We start from the raw sequence: 19,327 nt of genomic DNA on the forward strand, positions 1-19,327 counted from the left end.
ATAATGACAGCTTTATTAACGATTATAATTGTACTTTTTGTGGCCGTTGCACTCTGGCAAATGGTAAAGATTTTTGACTTGGCTCAAGTTGGATCATCAAATACACAAATTGCAGATGATAAAGACAACAAGATAAATGGCTATTTAATGATAGGTTTCTTAATCTTTATCTATGCCATTACTATCGTAAGTTTTATTTACTTAGGTGATCTACCTTTAGTATCAAATTCTGCATCTGAGCACGGTCCTGGATTAGATAGTTTGATGGTCATCTCAATGATCGTCATTTTTATAGTGCAAATTGTGACGCAATTCTTATTACACTATTTTGCTTTTAAATATCGAGGCGAAAAAGGTAAGAAAGCATTATTCTATGCCGATAATAATAAACTTGAAGCCATCTGGACAGGAATCCCTGTAGTTGTATTGGCAGGTTTAATTATGTACGGATTATTTACTTGGAATGATATCATGACAATTGATACAGAAGATGATCCATTAGTTATTGAATTATACGCTCAACAATTTAACTGGAAAGCAAGATACGGTGGAGAAGATAATGTTCTCGGAAAAGCAAATGTTAGATTGATTGATATTGACAGAGCTAACATACTTGGTGTAGCTGAAGATGATCCAAATGCGCAAGATGACGTTATAGTTACAGAACTTCATTTGCCAAAAGGAAGACCGATCTTATTCAAGATGAGATCTCAAGATGTATTACACTCTGCATATATGCCTCACTTTAGAGCACAAATGAACTGTGTTCCTGGTATGGTAACGCAATTCAGTTTTACACCAACAATGACTACTGATGAAATGCGCCAAACAGAGGAGATCAAAGAAAAAGTTCAGAATATAAATAAAATTAGAGCTGAGAAAAGTAAGGAACTTGCCGCCAGTGGTGAGCAACCATTAGATCCTTATGAATTTGATTACCTATTATTATGTAATAAAATATGCGGGAAATCGCATTATAATATGCAAATGAAAATTGTTGTAGAAACTGAAGAAGAGTTTAATGCATGGATGGCGGAACAGCAGAAATTTGCAAATTCATTATTAAATTAGTAAAAAAATTAGAAAAAGAAATAGATTATGTCAGCAGCAATAGATACTCACGTACACGACGACCACGAAGTACATCATCATAAAGAAACTTTCATCACGAAGTATATCTTTAGCCAAGATCATAAAATGATCGCTAAGCAGTATTTAATTACTGGTGTGATCATCATGGGTATCATCGGGATATTTATGTCTCTGATGATTCGTATGCAGATTGCATGGCCAGAGAAATCTAATGTGATCTTCGAAACTTTCTTAGGAAAATGGGCACCTGAAGGTGTCATGGATGCCGATATATATTTGGCATTAGTTACCATCCACGGTACCTTAATGGTATTCTTTGTACTTACTGCTGGTCTTAGTGGTACATTCAGTAATTTATTAATTCCATTACAATTAGGTGCACGAGATATGGCCTCGGGATTTCTTAACATGATATCCTACTGGTTATTCTTCATCTCATGTGTGGTAATGATAGCTTCATTTTTCGTAGAATTTGGTCCTGCAGCTGCAGGGTGGACAATTTACCCGCCGTTATCGGCATTACCAATGGCACAGCCAGGTTCAGGATCTGGTATGACCTTATGGTTGGTATCAATGGCAATCTTTATTGCATCATCACTACTAGGGTCATTGAACTATATCGTTACGGTATTAAACTTACGTACAAAAGGGATGTCTATGACCAGAATGCCATTAACTATTTGGGCATTCTTTATTACAGCGGTAATTGGTGTAATTTCATTCCCTGTATTATTATCTGCAGCCTTATTACTTATAATGGATAGAAGTTTCGGAACTTCCTTCTTCTTATCTGATATCTTTATACAAGGTGAAGTATTACATTATCAAGGTGGTTCACCAGTATTATTCGAACACTTATTCTGGTTCTTAGGTCACCCTGAAGTATACATCGTATTATTACCTGCTTTAGGAATCACATCAGAAATTATAGCAACAAACTCAAGAAAACCAATCTTCGGTTACCGCGCTATGATTCTATCGATCCTTGCAATTGCATTCTTATCAACAATCGTTTGGGGTCACCACATGTTTATTTCAGGTATGAATCCATTCTTAGGTTCTGTATTTACATTTACAACCTTATTGATCGCGATACCTTCAGCTGTAAAAGCCTTCAATTATATAACCACACTCTGGAAGGGTAATCTACAAATGAATCCCGCAATGCTGTTTTCAATTGGTTTGGTTTCAACCTTTATAACGGGTGGTTTAACAGGTATTATTTTAGGTGACAGTGCACTAGATATTAATGTACACGATACGTATTTCGTAGTAGCTCACTTCCACTTAGTAATGGGTATTTCAGCCTTATATGGAGTGTTTGCAGGTATTTATCATTGGTTCCCTAAAATGTTCGGTCGTATGATGAACAAAAACCTTGGATACCTCCATTTCTGGGTCACTGCGATTTGTGCTTATGGCGTATTCTTCCCAATGCACTTTATAGGTATGGCAGGTTTACCAAGACGTTATTATACAAATTCGAATTTCCCACTGTTCGACGATACAACTAATACGCAAGTTGTTATTACAATGTTTGCTCTTGTTGCCGGTGCAGTACAGTTGGTATTCTTATATAACTTTATCAGCAGTATCTTCTACGGAAAGAAAGCTGAGCAGAATCCATGGAGATCTAACACCTTAGAATGGACAGCACCTGTTGAGCATATGCACGGAAACTGGCCAGGAGCTATTCCTCACGTATACCGTTGGCCTTACGACTACAGTAAGCCAGGTCATGATGAAGATTTTGTGCCTCAAAATGTCCCAATGAAAGATGGGGAAGAGGAACTACATCATTAGATTACTATACAATTGAAATATTATAAAAAAGCCTTTCTAAATCAGAAAGGCTTTTTCGTTATATTTGTTTAATATGAACGAAAACCTCAATCCATCTAACGATAATTATTCGTCCGAGGAGCTCGACGTCGAAAGAAAGTTGAGGCCGCTAACATTTGAAGATTTCACCGGTCAGGATCAGGTATTGGAAAATTTATTGGTTTTTGTGAAGGCGGCTAATCTTCGAGATGAAGCATTAGATCATACACTTTTTCATGGACCACCCGGTTTAGGAAAAACTACCTTAGCGCACATATTAGCTAACGAATTGGATGTAAATATCAAAGTAACCTCGGGTCCCGTATTGGATAAGCCTGGTGATCTAGCAGGATTACTTACAAATCTCGAAGATAGAGACGTACTTTTTATTGACGAGATCCATCGCCTAAGTCCTATCGTTGAAGAATATTTGTATTCGGCGATGGAAGACTATAAGATCGATATAATGATTGAGTCAGGGCCAAATGCCAGAACAGTTCAAATTAATCTTAGTCCATTCACCCTAGTTGGTGCTACAACGCGTTCCGGATTACTTACAGCACCTATGCGTGCTCGCTTCGGAATAAGTAGTCGTTTGCAATACTATAAAACCGATTTGCTCACGACTATCGTACAACGTAGTGCTTCAATCTTAAATGTGCCTATTACTATGGAGGCAGCAATAGAAATTGCCGGAAGAAGCCGTGGTACTCCGCGTATTGCCAATGCATTATTGAGACGCGTACGTGACTTTGCGCAGATTAAGGGTAATGGTAGTATAGACATTGAAATTGCCAAGTTTGCACTCAAGGCCTTAAATGTAGATGCTCATGGTTTAGATGAAATGGATAATAAGATCTTAACAACGATTATCGAAAAGTTTAAGGGCGGTCCCGTAGGTATTACAACCTTGGCTACTGCAGTAAGTGAAAGTGCCGAAACCATTGAAGAGGTTTATGAGCCGTTCTTAATTCAACAAGGGTTTATAATGCGTACACCACGAGGTCGTGAAGTTACAGAGGCAGCTTATAAACACTTAGGTAAGATAAAAGGCCCCACTCAGGGTGGCTTGTTTTAAAATATTCTAATATTTTGGTTATTTCATCGATAAGTTGAACACCTTGAATGAGTTCAACTAATTTTTTATGCGTTAGTCTATAGAAGAATTTTACTGCATAAGTAGCATTTATATTTGAAATTATAAAGCACACTACTTATGAATAATCTACGACTGAAGTCCCTATTTCTGTTCGCTCTTATCGCATTTTCGTCATGTGATAGCGATTATCGGAATTATGAAGCCATCTCAAGCGGTTTAGCGTTAGAGAATCGTATTATTGAGTTATATGGCTCGAAAGCCGAATTAATTCAACCCCTAGAAACAGACTATTTATTGATTCCAAGTGATATCAATAATCCAATTACTGAAGCTAAAGTTGCACTAGGAAAACTATTATACCACGAGACTATGATAGGTTCAGACGCTATGATGGATGAAGGTATGTATACCTATTCGTGCGCTAGCTGTCATCATGTCGATGCTGGTTTTCAAAGTGGTTTAAAACAAGGTATTGGCGACGGCGGAATGGGCTTTGGCATAAGAGGTGAAGCACGTACAAAAAATGCACAATACGCCGAGTCTCAACTCGATGTTCAACCAATTAGAACACCAACTACATTAAATGTTGCCTATCAGCAGGTAATGTTATGGAACGGTCAATTCGGAGCTGTCGGACCAAACGAAGGAACAGAAGGACAATGGACTGCGGGTACACCTAAAGAAAATAATAACTTGGGATTTGAAGGTGTAGAAATTCAGGCTATTGCTGGAATGGATGTGCACCGATTGGTAATCATCCCGGAGGAAATTATCAGCTCGACATATAAAGCACTTTTTGATGCAGCCTTTCCGAATATTAACGAAAGTGAACGCTATTCAAAATTGAATGCTTCTCTGGCTATTGCCGCCTATGAGCGAACACTTCTACCCAATCAATCGCCTTTCCAACGGTGGCTAAAGGGTGATTACGATGCCATGAGTGAAGACGAAATTAGTGGTGCAAAGTTGTTTTTTGATAAGGCACAATGCTTTACGTGCCATGCAGGCCCCGCACTTAATGATATGAAGTTTCATGCACTTGGTATGAGAGACCTGGAAGGAGAAGAAATTCTCACTGTAATTGATGATGCAACAAAAAGAGGAAGAGGTGGATTTACAGGAAATTCAGAAGATGATTATAAGTTTAAAACTCCACAATTATATAATCTTAAGGATGTTAATTTCTTTGGTCATGGAGGGAGCTTTCAATCGGTTAAAGATGTAATTGAATATAAGAACAATGCAATCGCAGAAAACGAAATTGTTCCTAATAGTTAATTATCTCCATTTTTTGTTCCACTGAATTTAACTGAAGAAGAAATCAATCAATTAACACTATTCATAGAGAATTCTTTATATGATGATAATCTTCAACGTTATGTACCAGAGTCATTACCTTCTGGAAACTGCTTCCCTAATGCCGATGAAATGTCATCTTCAGATTTAGGATGTAACTAGATTTTTCGAAAACATTATTGTAGTTTAGTTCTTTTAAGAACTGAATTGAATAAATCAAAATATACACAACTCATTAAAGCCGAAGCGAAACGCCTTGGCTTTTTGTCTTGTGGTATTAGTAAGGCAGAATTTTTAGAAGAAGAAGCGCCACGACTAGAGGCATGGCTTAATAAAAACATGCACGGTGAAATGCGTTATATGGAAAATCACTTCGATAAGCGCTTAGACCCAACCTTATTGGTGCCTGATTCAAAAAGTGTAGTGTCTTTGCTTCTCAATTATTTCCCAAGGGAAGAACAATCTTCAGATAGTTATAAGTTGTCTAAATATGCCTTCGGAACGGATTATCACTTTGTAATTAAGGATAAGCTAAAATCACTTTTAGCTTTTATTCAAAATGAAATCGGAGAAGTTCATGGTCGTGCTTTTGTAGATTCGGCACCTGTATTAGATAAAGCCTGGGCGGCTAAGTCTGGTTTAGGCTGGATTGGTAAGCACAGCAATTTACTAACACAGCAAGTCGGATCGTTTTATTTCATAGCGGAATTAATCATTGATTTAGAATTGGATTACGACACGCCTGTTACCGATCATTGTGGTACCTGTACAGCTTGCATGGATGCCTGCCCAACAGAAGCTATTGTTGAGCCTTATGTGGTAGACGGCAGTAAGTGTATTTCATATTTTACCATAGAATTGAAGGAGAACATTCCGAGTGAGTTTAAAGGTCAGTTTGACGACTGGGTGTTCGGCTGTGATGTCTGCCAGGATGTTTGCCCTTGGAATCGATTTTCAAAATCGCATAATGAGCCCTTATTCGATCCGCACCCAGAGCTTCTATCAATGACTAAAAAGGACTGGGAAGAAATAACCGAAGATACCTTTAGAAAAGTCTTTAAGAAATCGGCCGTTAAGCGAACCAAGTTTGAAGGCTTAAAAAGAAATATTAGGTTTTTAAAGCAATAAAAAATTACCTAAAACTAAATCCGAAAGAAAGTTTTAAAGCAAAATTATCTTCAAACTTCTCTAAATTGTGATAACCATATCTGTAAAACCCACCAATTCCCAGACCGAGATAACCTATATCCATCCAGTTTATTTTATACAGATTTTGTAATTCTAATCCTGTTTCAATGAACAGCTCTTCTTTTTTAGAGAAATCCACGAGAATATGATGTTCTGGATGTATTAAGCTTCCAATACCAAAGTTGTTGTACAGCAATATATCAGGTTGTATTCTCCCTTTGTTATTTAATAATCTTCCAAAGTTATGCATCGTAAACAGATGAACATACTTATTAGATAAAAACTCATAAGGTCTTACGGTCTGAAAGTAGTTTTTAACAACAAATGGTAAATCCCTGTCGAATGCACCTTCGCCCGTAAACATAAGCCCAATCGGAAGTGAGCTACCTAAATACCCCAAATCCAATCTGTAACTTGTTTTCCCCAATCCTTTAGTGATAAAGCTGTGATCTAGAGTAACTCTGAACTTGTTATAGCTAAATTCTCCATTTAGCGTTCCATCTAAACCTCGTGTATATAAAAGGTTTAGAACAGGGGCATCATTGGGAACTCTAGAGATCACACCAAAATTATTTAGTAATTGCTCCTTTGCGTGGAACCCTATTCCAATGTTTAGCTCTGTATTTTTATAATTGGTAATGACACTTGCATTATTTAAGTAGGCGTAATCGTAAAGGGGATTAATATCGGCAGTACTAAGTCCAAGTGTCCAATTAAGGTTTCTAAATAGCTTCATGTCTGTGGCGATACTAAAAGATTCAATACCATCCATACCACTCGCCATCCAATTGCGCTGAGAAAAAGCTTCGTCAAAGCGCGGGTCAGAAAGCCGTCCTATTTCTCGCAAATCGTTCATGTATTTTAGACGCACTTCAATATCCTTTTTACCCGGAATATCAACAACAAGTTCACCGCCATATTTCCAGGCGCTGTCTCCAAATCCATAGCCGGCATAAGCACCTAGAGAGACATTTTGTAAGAGGTCGTCATTGGTATAAAGCCCCAAACCTAATCTTGCGGTTTCATACTTATTAAAGCGAAGTACATTTTTGATGTCTATATCTACATATTTCAAAGGATAACGCCCTTCTAATAAGCTTGGAACAAGTTTGAATATTTTATCGAGTTTTATTTTCTCGCCAATACTATCTATAAAAACGTAGGTTCGTTTTTCATTTGTATTTAGAGTGTCACGACGGTTAAAGTTCCAAAAACTCTCGTCTCTCAATCCTGCATTTTCAGGTAAAGTAATAGCAACAAAAGGAAAGTCCTTTTTGTTTAATGGAGCATTTGGTCTAATCTTAGATAAATAGCTTTTACCAACATAGGTAACACTGCCGAGACCTTCGCCAATTGTAATTTCAAAATTTAATTGTTCCGGAAACCAATGTTCGTCATTTACGAAGGCATATTTCTGCTGAATCTTAACACTAAGCTTACCCGAATTAAAGGTTGAAGCATCTACACTCTGTACAGCATAGTTGTTGGAGTTAATAGTTAACAATCCTTCGAAACCTTCAAAATTCCGATTTGTCTTTGGCTCGAAGGAGATCACAAAAATGGTATCCTTACCTTGAATGTATTCCTCCTTTAATCGAAATTTATACTTACGTGTACTACCTTTTGAAATAGGATTGAGGTAGTTGGTTTCAAATAATTCAATATGGTCCTCATAAAATGAAAAGGGCTGAAAGCTGTTGGCTAGTAATGCAAATTGTGGATTTTTAAATCCAGATGACCGCGTCGCAATGATGCTATCTTCTGAAAAACGAGGTCTTAAGTATTTATGTTTTGCGATAGTTTCGGTAATAAAAAGATAAGACCCCTTCATTACACTATCGATCTTCATTTGTATACTGTCTTTTTTTAGTGATGTATCGGAGTTACCTAGTTTCACAATTATCTTATCGTAAGACTCATGTGTGAATGAATTTAAACTTTCAGGATTATTGATATCTTTATTTTTAACAGCATTCTTGATGATACGATGCGCAGGATTTTCACCATCAATGACTACCTCATCTAAGGCACTGACCTTAGACTTTAATCGTATGAAGGGCGTTGTAACCTTAGCAAGTTCCACAACTTTGGTTTCATAACCAACATAGCTGATGGTTATGGATTTGATGGTTGTTGGCACATAAAAGACGCCATCAATATCAGAGGAAGTCCCCTTTTTACCAAGCTCACTAAATAACACATTCGCAAATGGAATTACATGCCCTGTCGTGTCATCAATTAGTGTTAATTTTTTTTCGTTTTGACTATTAAGATGTATGCAAAACAGGAAAATTAAGAGTAGGAAGAGGTTTTTCATATAATGTTGGCTAATGCTATTACGAATTAACACACAATTTTTTAAAATTATTGTTAATAGCCTTTGAAATTCATATTTGTAGTGATCAATTATATAATCGCCTTTTTGCAGCGTAATATTTGTAAATTTGCAACTTAACTAATTGAAAGATGAGCAAAGAAAGTAAGCGTCTAGAGGCTTTAGTATATCATGCTAAGCCTACTCCAGGTAAAATCAAGGTAGTTCCCACGAAAAAATATGCCACTCAACGCGATCTATCATTAGCGTACTCCCCGGGTGTAGCTGAACCTTGTTTGGAAATTGAAAAAGACGTCAACGCCATATATAAGTATACTGCCAAAGGAAATCTAGTTGCAGTGATCTCTAACGGTACAGCCGTTTTAGGCTTAGGAAATATAGGTCCGGAAGCTTCAAAACCAGTCATGGAAGGTAAGGGCTTACTTTTTAAAATATTTGCTGACATCGATGTTTTTGATATTGAAGTTGATACTGAAAATGTTGATGAGTTTATCGAAACAGTTAAGAATATAGCGCCAACTTTTGGAGGGATTAATCTTGAAGATATAAAGGCGCCTGAAGCGTTTGAAATTGAACGTCGCCTGAAGGAAGAATTAGACATTCCTGTGATGCACGATGATCAGCATGGTACTGCCATAATTTCGGCAGCGGCACTTTTGAATGCCTTAGAACTTGCCAATAAGAAAATTGAAGATGTAAAGATCGTAGTCAGTGGTGCTGGTGCTGCGGCAATTTCGTGTACACGCCTCTACAAAGCTTTTGGGGCAAAATCTGAAAACATTGTAATGCTCGATAGTAAAGGTGTTATTAGAAAAGATAGAGAGCATCTTACTTCACAAAAAGCGGAGTTTGCAACAGACAGAAAAATTGACACCTTAGACGAGGCCATGAAAGATGCGGACGTTTTTATAGGATTGTCCATGGCTGATATTGTTTCTCCTGAGATGTTGACATCGATGGCAAAGAATCCTATTGTATTTGCCATGGCCAACCCAAATCCTGAGATCGATTATAATTTGGCATGTAAAACGCGTGAGGATATTATTATGGCAACTGGCCGAAGCGATCATCCTAATCAGGTTAATAATGTATTAGGGTTTCCTTTTATTTTCAGAGGAGCATTAGATGTAAGAGCAACAAAGATCAATGAAGCCATGAAGATGGCTGCCGTTAAAGCACTTTCAAGATTAACTAAAGAGCCAGTACCAGAACAGGTAAATCTAGCATATAATGAAACGCGCCTCACCTTTGGTAAAGACTATATTATTCCGAAACCCTTTGATCCACGATTAATTGCTGAAGTACCTCCAGCAGTTGCCAAAGCGGCAATGGAAAGCGGTGTGGCCAAAGAACCAATTCAAGATTGGGAAGGTTATAAGGAGTCACTTTTAGAACGGTTAGGTTCAGATAATAAGCTTGTGAGATTACTGTTGGGTAGAGCACGAACGAATCCGAAACGCGTTGTTTTTGCAGAGGCAGATCAACTCGACGTTCTAAAAGCAGCGCAAATTGTCTATGACGAAGGTATCGCTAAACCCATTCTTTTAGGTAGAAAGGATACCATAATCGATTTGATGAAACAACTCGATTTTAACGCTGATGTGCCGATCTTAGATCCTAAATCTGATGAAGAGTTAAAACGTAAAAATCGCTATGCCAGAGCCTATTGGGAAAAACGAAAGCGCTCAGGAGTAACGATCTATTCCGCAGAGCAAAAAATGCGTGAACGTAACTATTACGCGGCAATGATGGTTAATGAAGGTGATGCTGATGCTGTTATTACTGGATATTCTCGAAGCTATCCAGCAGTCGTAAAACCGATGTTAGAACTTATAGGAATGGCCGATGGTGCCTCAAGGATTGCAACCACAAACGTAATGATGACGCAAAGGGGTCCAATGTTTTTGAGCGATACCTCGATTAATATTGATCCAGATGCCAAAGACTTAGCCAGAATTGCCAGAATGACCTCAATGGTTACAAAGATGTTTGGTATTGAACCTGTAACGGCTATGATTTCTTATTCAAACTTTGGGTCTTCAGACAATACCAGAGCAAAGAAGGTAAAGGATGCGGTGGCATTCTTACATAAAGTTTATCCAGACATGATAGTAGATGGAGAACTTCAAACAGATTTTGCCTTAAATGCAAAAATGCTAAGGGATATTTTTCCATTTTCAAAGTTGGCAGGACGAAAAGTAAACACCCTGATCTTTCCAAACTTAGATGCTGCAAATATTACCTATAAATTGTTGAAAGAGCTTAATAATGCTGAGTCTATTGGGCCAATAATGATGGGTATGGCAAAACCAGTTCATATTTTACAATTAGATGCAAGCGTCGACGAAATTGTAAATATGACAGCCATCGCTGTGATCGATGCTCAAGAACGTGAAAAACGACTTAAAAAACATTGAATTCTTAGGGGCGATCTAGTCTAACTTATGTAAATAATTTTATTACATTTGGGACTTTAACCTATGAAATAGATTTATCGAATTTATATGGTAAAAGCACAATTTACCAAAATAGAATTTCGATGAGTATGGATTAGCGTTAATCTAAGCAGATAGCTCATATTTATGATTACGCAGTTAGAGGGTAAACTTGTTGAAAAAAATCCTACGGATGTTGTTATCGATTGCAACGGTGTAGGGTACTTTGTTAATATATCACTACATACATTTTCTCAAATTCCGGATAGGGAAAACTTAAAGCTTTATACATATTTACAAGTTAGAGAAGATGCTCATAGTCTATATGGGTTTTCGTCAAAAACTGAACGTGAGATTTTTAAACTTTTAATCTCTGTGAGCGGTATTGGTGCCAATACAGCCAGAACTATGCTTTCGTCATTGACCCCAGATCAGGTCAAGGAAGGTATTGCCAGTGGTGATGTTGCCTTAATACAAAGTGTAAAAGGTATTGGTGCAAAAACGGCGCAACGTGTTATTATTGATTTAAAGGATAAAGTGTTAAAAGTATATGGCTTAGAAGAACTTTCTTTAATACCAAACAATACGAATAAGGATGAAGCGTTATCTGCTTTAGATGTACTAGGATTTAACAAAAAACAGTCGGAAAAAGTAGTCGAAAGAATTTTAAAAGCCCAGCCAGATGCCCTTGTAGAGCAGATTATTAAAGAAGCTCTGAAAAATTTGTAATGCAATTGAACAAAACTAACTATACGTCAATAAAATCAATCAGTTTTTATATTTCATTAGCCCTTATGATGCTAATGAGTGCGTCAGTTTTTGCTCAAGTGCCAGAAGAGGAAGAACAAGATTCTACCAAAACAACATTCGCCTTTGGTAAGTTAAAAATGCCTAACCCAAATAGTATTGTTTCAAAATATACTTACGATCCTATTTTAGATAAATACATCTACACTGAAAAAATCGGAGAATTTAATATTAACTATCCATTGATATTAACGCCCGAGGAATTTCAGAAGTTGGTATTGGAAGAAAGACTGAAAGCTTACTATAAGCAAATGGTCGATGCTGCAGCCGGACAAAAAGAAGGGACGGAAGAAGACCGAAAGAATTTATTACCTGAGTTTTATGTGAATTCAGGATTGTTTGAAACCATTTTTGGTGGTAATACCATCAGTGTAATACCTAGTGGTTACGCCGAGGTCGATTTAGGAATATTATTTTCAAGACAAGATAATCCTGCATTTTCTCCTCGAAACCGTACAAATTTCACTTTTGATTTTGATCAAAGAATCGGTTTGAGCTTACTTGGTAAAGTTGGAACACGCCTTCAGGTTACTGCCAATTACGATACCGAAGCTACCTTCGATTTTCAACAACTTATAAAATTAGAATACACACCTACTGAAGATGATATTGTTCGTAAGATCGAAGTAGGTAACGTCAACATGCCTCTAAATAGCTCATTAATTACAGGCGCGCAAAGTCTTTTTGGAGTTAAAACGGAACTACAATTCGGTAAGACAAGTGTAACAGCAGTTTTTTCAGAACAACAATCACAATCGAGGTCTGTGGTTGCTCAGGGTGGTGGTACTTTAGAAGAGTTTGAATTCTTTGCAAGAGATTACGACGAAAACAGACATTACTTCTTAGCACATTATTTTAGAGATAATTACGATAGAGCTTTATTGCAATATCCATTTATTGATAATCAAGGACTGCAGATTACTAGAGTTGAAGTTTGGGTTACCAACAGGAATAACCAAACGGACAACGTAAGAAACGTAGTTGCATTTCAGGATCTTGGTGAATCTGAAGCAGATAATATAGGTCTCGATCCATTACCGGCAGGATTTGTAAATAACCCAGGAGCCTTACCAGATAATGGAAATAACGAGTTTGATCCTACCAATATTGGAGGTCCAGGATCACTCCTTACGGATGCCGTTAGAGATATCACCAATGTTGAGGCTGGTGTTACTGTGAGTATAAATGAAGGATTCGACTATGGTAAACTAGAAGCTGCGCGAAAGCTGATTGAAGGTCAGGATTATGTGCTTCATTCTGAATTGGGTTACATCTCTTTAAATCAACGCTTACTCAATGATGAGGTTTTGGCAGTCGCTTTTCAATATACCGTTGGCGGCCAAGTGTTTCAAGTAGGTGAATTTGCCAACGATGGGGTAGATGCTACGGACGTGAGTGATGATGGAGGTGGTAATCAAATCGTGAATAATCAAAGTTTAATTCTAAAGATGTTGAAGAGTGCTGTTACCGTTGTAGATCAGCCAATTTGGGATCTTATGATGAAAAACATTTACGATACTGGAGCTTTTCAATTGAGTCAGGAAGATTTTAGATTAAACATTTTCTACACGGAAGCCTCTCCTGTTAATTATATTGTTCCGGTTGAAGGCACTACTTTTCCACCGTTCGGAAACAACACACCATTTACTGGCGATGATACTGAAATTAGAGAAACGCCTTTAATTCGATTATTTCATTTAGATCGACTCAATTTTAACAATGATCCACAAGAGCTCGGTGATGGTTTCTTCGATTATGTACCAGGACTAACGGTATTAACGCAGAATGGGAAGATCATTTTCACAAAGGCAGAACCCTTTGGGCGTTACCTCTTTGATATTTTAGATGATGACGGTAACCCTAATAACAACGAGTCAGATTACGAGCAAGATGTGTTTACCAATGCCAATCAGGAAAAATACGTTTACGATTTATTATACAAGTCTACTAAGACTCAGGCTTTAGATGAAGCAGAGAAAAATAAATTCCAAATTAAAGGACGATTTAAAAGTAGTGGTGGTGATGGTGGTATTCCTATAGGGGCATTCAATGTGCCGCGTGGATCTGTTAGAGTTACTGCCGGAGGTCGATTACTTGTAGAAGGAATTGATTACACCGTGAATTATCAATTAGGACGTGTAGAAATTTTAGACGAAGCTCTGAAAGCATCAAATACACCTATAAATGTTTCGGTTGAAAACAATGCCGTATTTGGTCAGCAAACCCGAAGATTTACAGGAATTAATGTAGAGCATCAATTTAACGAGAATTTTGTACTCGGTGCAACACTATTAAATCTTAATGAACGTCCAATTACACAGAAGGCCAATTTTAATGCCGAGCCAATTAATAACACCATTTTTGGTATCAACGGTAACTACTCTACTGAAGTGCCTTTTTTAACCCGAATGGTAAATAAACTACCAAATGTAGATACCGATGTACCTTCAAATTTATCCGTTAGAGGTGAATTCGCATACTTATTGCCAGGTGCACCTAATGGTACAGATTTCAATGGTGAAGCAACGGCTTATATCGACGATTTTGAAGGAACCCAAGGTGCTATTGATCTATTGAGTCCATTGTCGTGGTTCTTATCGAGTAGACCGCAAGAATTACCAGGAAATATTCCAGGAAATGATAACAATGGAATAGAAAATGGTTATGGTAGAGCTTTCCTAAACTGGTATACTATCGATCCTATTTTTTATAGTAACCAACGACCAGGAGGAATCACTGATGACGATGTTTCCAACTTATATACAAGACGTGTTTTTATTGAAGAAATCTTTCCTGAGGTTGATATCGTTCAAGGGCAAACCTCTGTAATCAATACCTTAGATTTGGTTTATTATCCTTCAGAACGTGGGCCTTATAATTTCGATCCAAATGCAGCCAACGGCGTTTTGAATCCTACTCAAAGTTGGGCAGGTATAACAAGACAGATAACATCAACTGATTTTGAACAGGCTAATGTTGAATATATTGAATTCTGGGTACAAGATCCATTCTTAGATAATCCTGCAGGGCAAGGTGGAAAACTTTATGTGAACCTTGGTAATATTTCTGAAGATGTTTTGAAGGATGGTAAGAAACAATATGAAAATGGACTACCAGAAGATGGTGATGTATCCTTCTTACAACCTACAGATTTCGGTGGTGTTGTGCCACAAGACCAATCACTGATATATACCTTCGCCACTACTGGTGATCAAAGAGATAATCAGGATGTTGGTTATGATGGTTATGACGATGCTGAAGAAATTGCAGCATTTGGACCACAATTTGGTGAGGATCCTGCGTTAGATAACTATACCTATTACCTAAATACAGAGGGTAATATTTTTGAACGTTATAAGCAATACAACGGTCAGGAAGGTAATACGCCAGATGTCTTTACAGATACAAATAGAGGTTCTACAACGCAGCCAGATGTTGAGGATATTAACCGAGATAACACCATGAATACAATTGATAGTTATTTCGAGTATGAAGTTGACATCAATCCGGCAGCGCTGAACATCAACAACCCTCAAATTAATGATATAAAAGTAAGAACGGTTACTTTACCAAACGGTGACCAAAGAGAGGTGTCATGGTATCAGTTTAGATTACCAATTAGCGAACCTACAAATGCTATCGGTGGTATTAGTGATATCAGATCGGTTCGTTTTGCGCGTCTATATCTTAGAGACTTTACAGAAAATACAGTTCTGCGTTTTGCAACATTAGACCTAGTACGAAGTGATTGGCGTCGATTTACCCAAGACTTGGATAATGACCCAACCAATAACAGTGCAGATGCTGAATTTAATGTGGCCATTATTGGTGTTCAGGAAAATGATGGAGATTATGTTATTCCGCCAGGAGTACGCCGTGAAGAATTGAATAATAATAACAACATTATTAGACAGAATGAGCAGTCATTAGTACTTCAGGCTTGTGATTTAGAACCTACAGATTCTCGAGGAGTATTTAAAAACATCAACGTAGACATGCGTCAGTACAAGAAGCTACGTATGTTTTTGCACGCCGAAGCACAAGATGGACAGGTTTTACAACCTGGTGAAATGACCGCTTTTATTAGAATGGGGAACGATTTCACTGAAAATTTCTACCAAATTGAAATTCCGTTATTACCAACAGATTTTGCTGATTCAAACCTGCCAATTGCAGAGCGTATTTGGCCTACGGAGAATGAAATGAATATCCCACTTGAATTCTTGCAACAAATAAAAGCATTAGGTATTGAAAACGGAACGCTTTCAAATCAAGATCCAACATTTTATGATGTCATTGATGGACAGCTAAACGAAACTCCAGTTTTAGAATTTTCACAACTAGATATAGGGCAACAACGAATAGCAATAAAAGGAAATCCAAATTTCGGAAATGTAAGGGTTTTAATGGTCGGTGTTAAAAATTCAGGTATTACTATGGCTAACGCTTGTGGCGAAGTTTGGTTTAATGAATTACGTATGTCTGAACTAGAAAACGAAGGCGGATGGGCGGCAGTTGTAGGTATGGATTCTAATATTGCTGATTTTGCCGATGTGAGTTTTACAGGTCGAAGAAGTACAATTGGTTTTGGTGGTATTGAACAAGGGCCAGCTGAGCGAAGTCTTGAAGATGTGCAGCAATACGATGTGGTTACCAATATGCAATTGGGTCAGTTATTGCCAAAGAAATGGGGTGTGCAACTACCATTCAATTATTCGCAAAGTGAAGAATTAGTTACGCCAAAGTTCGATAGATTTTATAATGACCTTACCTTAGATTCTCGATTAGACGCTGCCGATAATGATGAAGACGAAGAACGAATTAGACAGCAATCTGAAAGTTATACCAAACGAAAGAGTATTAATTTCATTGGTGTTAGAAAACAGCGTACAGGTGAAAAGAAACAACGATTCTATGATGTAGAAAATTTAACCTTCAACTATTCATATAATAAAGTTGAGCATCGCGATTTTGAAATTGAAAATTCCTTAGATCAAAATATTAGAGCTGGAGTAAATTACAACTACAGTTTTAATCCGGTTAAGATAGAGCCGTTCAAAAAGAATGATTCTTTATTTACAGGAAGGTATTGGAAAATTTTAAAGGATTTCAATTTTAATCTCTTGCCTTCTAACATCACTTTTAATACAGATATCAACAGACAGTTTAGCAAGCAACGCTTCAGAGAGGTCGAATTAGGAGGAGACAATATTGCTATTGAAGAACTCTTCCGAAGAAATTATACATTCGATTTCCAATATGCTATCAACTATAATCTTACAGATGCGTTAACGTTAAATTTCTCTGCGGCAAATAGTAATATTGTTAGAAATTATTTCATCGACGATCGTATAAACGGAAGGCAAGATCCTGAGCTCGATGTCTGGGACGGCTTCTTCGATTTTGGCGATCCAAATATTCAAACGCAACAGCTTCAGGTTAACTATGAATTGCCACTTTATAAGATACCTGCTTTAAGTTTTTTACGAGCAACGTATGCTTATAACGGTACGTTCCAATGGCAAAAGGGCTCTGACCTTAACGAAAATCTTCAAGTAGAAATTGATGCCGATAATGATCCAAATACGCCAGATGTATTAAGAACTTATAATTTAGGTCATACTATTCAGAATTCAAATACACATAACTTGAATTCAACTCTAAATATGGAGACCTTCTATAAGTCGATAGGTTTAGTGAGAAAAGGAAATCAAAGAGGGAGAAATAGAAATAACCGAAGTACGGTGGCCACAAGAAGAGCAACACCAGACAATAAGGCATTGAGCAATACGGATCAAGGACAAGATCCAAATAAGTTAAGTGCAGGAAAGAAAGCCTACAATACTCTAATAGATATTGTAACTATGGTGAAGCGTATTCAATTTGGATACACTGAAAACAACGGTACCTTCTTACCTGGTTATTTGCCAACACCTGGATTTATTGGCACGTTAAGACCAACAGTAGGATATACTTTTGGTAGTCAGCAAGACATTAGAAGTGTGGTTGCTGAGAATGGTTGGTTAACCGTCTTCCCAGAGTTCAACCAGCAATATACCGAAGTAACAAACAGAACTTTAGATTACTCCGTTAATGTTGAACCAATGCGCGATCTTAAAATTGATCTTATTGGTAACAGAACATACGCCGAAAACATCACAGAGAACTTTAGAGGATTAGATAATGATGGTGATGGTTTAAGTGATGAATACGAAGATCTGATCACAAATTCGTTTGGTAATTTTAATATTTCTACCGCACTAATTAAAACAGCGTTCAGCAAAAGTGACGAGAACCAATCGGCAACTTTCGATGAATTCAGAGCTAACCGTCTTATTGTTGCAAACCGATTGGCCCGAGAATTTTATGGCGCTACACCATTTGGTACAGATGCTGAAGGATTCCCTGAGGGGTTCGGAAAAAATAACCAACGTGTTTTATTACCTGCATTTTTAGCAGCATATCAGGGTGTTGATCCAGACAAAATAAACACAGGAGCCTTTAGAGATATCCCGATTCCGAACTGGACCATTAAGTACACTGGTCTCATGAAAATTCCATGGTTTAAGAAGACCTTCAGACGTTTTTCAATACAACATGGGTATAGATCGAGATATACCATAAATCAATTTAGAGCCAATTTAGATTTCGCGGCTTATGATACAGATTTTGACTATGACGCACCACAAAATGCTGATGCCTTAGATCAATCTGGAAATATTAAAAACAGAACACTTTACAGCAATATCAATCTTGAAGAGCAGTTCAGTCCGCTTATTCGACTAGAGTTCGAAATGAAAAATTCTATCAAGGTACTTGCCGAAGTTCAGAAAGACCGATTGCTATCCTTGAGTTTCGATAATAATTTGATGACTGAAGTGCAGGGGCAAGAATATACTTTAGGTCTTGGATATCGAATTAAAGACCTTAGAATTCGTTCAGCCTTAGCAGGAGCAAAGCAGGTCATTAAGAGTGATCTAAATATGAGAGCTGATATTTCAGTAAGAGATAACAAAACCATCATTAGATATTTAGACCTCGAAAGCAATCAGGTTACTGCAGGTCAGACCATTTGGAACGCTAAATTTACTGCCGACTATGCGTTTAGCAAAAATCTAACAGCAATTTTCTATTTTGATTATACCTTCTCAGATTTTGCGATATCAACATCATTCCCACAGTCATCGCTTCGATCAGGTATTACCTTGCGCTATAACTTCGGAAATTAATTTTTGTTGCAAATCTTGAAAACAA

9 protein-coding genes are annotated in these 19,327 nt (G+C 37.3%); 8 read left to right on the top strand and 1 reads right to left on the bottom strand.

Annotation, left to right across the window (positions count from 1 at the left end; all coding sequences use genetic code 11):
• Nucleotides 1–3 precede the first annotated feature (3 nt).
• From DDY94_RS13775 to queG, 5 genes are all read left to right on the top strand, one after another.
• The gene (locus DDY94_RS13775) at nt 4–1,071 is read left to right on the top strand and encodes a cytochrome c oxidase subunit II (RefSeq protein ID WP_111684959.1); all 1,068 of its coding nucleotides are present in this window, start codon (nt 4–6) and stop codon (nt 1,069–1,071) included.
• 27 nt (nt 1,072–1,098) lie between these two features.
• A complete protein-coding gene (locus DDY94_RS13780) occupies nt 1,099–2,895 on the top strand; it encodes a cytochrome c oxidase subunit I (protein ID WP_111684960.1) in 1,797 nt (598 codons plus the stop codon).
• 73 nt (nt 2,896–2,968) lie between these two features.
• Nucleotides 2,969–3,991 (top strand): Holliday junction branch migration DNA helicase RuvB, encoded by a 1,023-nt coding sequence (gene ruvB, locus DDY94_RS13785; RefSeq protein ID WP_111684962.1) that lies wholly within the window; start codon nt 2,969–2,971, stop codon nt 3,989–3,991.
• A 138-nt stretch (nt 3,992–4,129) separates the two neighbouring features.
• Nucleotides 4,130–5,290 carry a cytochrome-c peroxidase gene (locus DDY94_RS13790; protein WP_232817875.1) on the top strand — a complete coding sequence of 387 codons (1,161 nt, stop codon included), beginning with the start codon at nt 4,130–4,132 and terminating at the stop codon, nt 5,288–5,290.
• Between the two features lie 225 nt (nt 5,291–5,515).
• Complete coding sequence (queG, locus tag DDY94_RS13795; protein ID WP_111684964.1) at nt 5,516–6,436, top strand: tRNA epoxyqueuosine(34) reductase QueG; 921 nt, start codon at nt 5,516–5,518, stop codon at nt 6,434–6,436.
• Between the two features lie 4 nt (nt 6,437–6,440).
• Here queG and DDY94_RS13800 read toward each other — a convergent pair whose 3' ends face one another.
• Entirely contained in the window at nt 6,441–8,813 is a 2,373-nt protein-coding gene (locus DDY94_RS13800; RefSeq protein WP_111684966.1) for a DUF5686 family protein, read from the bottom strand.
• 149 nt (nt 8,814–8,962) lie between these two features.
• Between DDY94_RS13800 and DDY94_RS13805 the strand changes: the two genes are divergently transcribed.
• From DDY94_RS13805 to sov, 3 genes are all read left to right on the top strand, one after another.
• On the top strand, nt 8,963–11,248 hold the full coding sequence (locus DDY94_RS13805; protein WP_111684968.1) for an NADP-dependent malic enzyme: 2,286 nt from the start codon (nt 8,963–8,965) through the stop codon (nt 11,246–11,248).
• 165 nt (nt 11,249–11,413) lie between these two features.
• The gene (gene ruvA, locus DDY94_RS13810; protein WP_111684970.1) at nt 11,414–11,995 is read left to right on the top strand and encodes a Holliday junction branch migration protein RuvA; all 582 of its coding nucleotides are present in this window, start codon (nt 11,414–11,416) and stop codon (nt 11,993–11,995) included.
• Between the two features lie 5 nt (nt 11,996–12,000).
• The gene (gene sov, locus DDY94_RS13815) at nt 12,001–19,302 is read left to right on the top strand and encodes a T9SS outer membrane translocon Sov/SprA (RefSeq protein ID WP_449489479.1); all 7,302 of its coding nucleotides are present in this window, start codon (nt 12,001–12,003) and stop codon (nt 19,300–19,302) included.
• The last annotated feature ends 25 nt before the right edge of the window (nt 19,303–19,327 follow it).

Origin of the sequence: Winogradskyella tangerina (assembly GCF_003260205.1) — a bacterium.
In the GTDB taxonomy this organism is placed as follows: domain Bacteria; phylum Bacteroidota; class Bacteroidia; order Flavobacteriales; family Flavobacteriaceae; genus Winogradskyella; species Winogradskyella tangerina.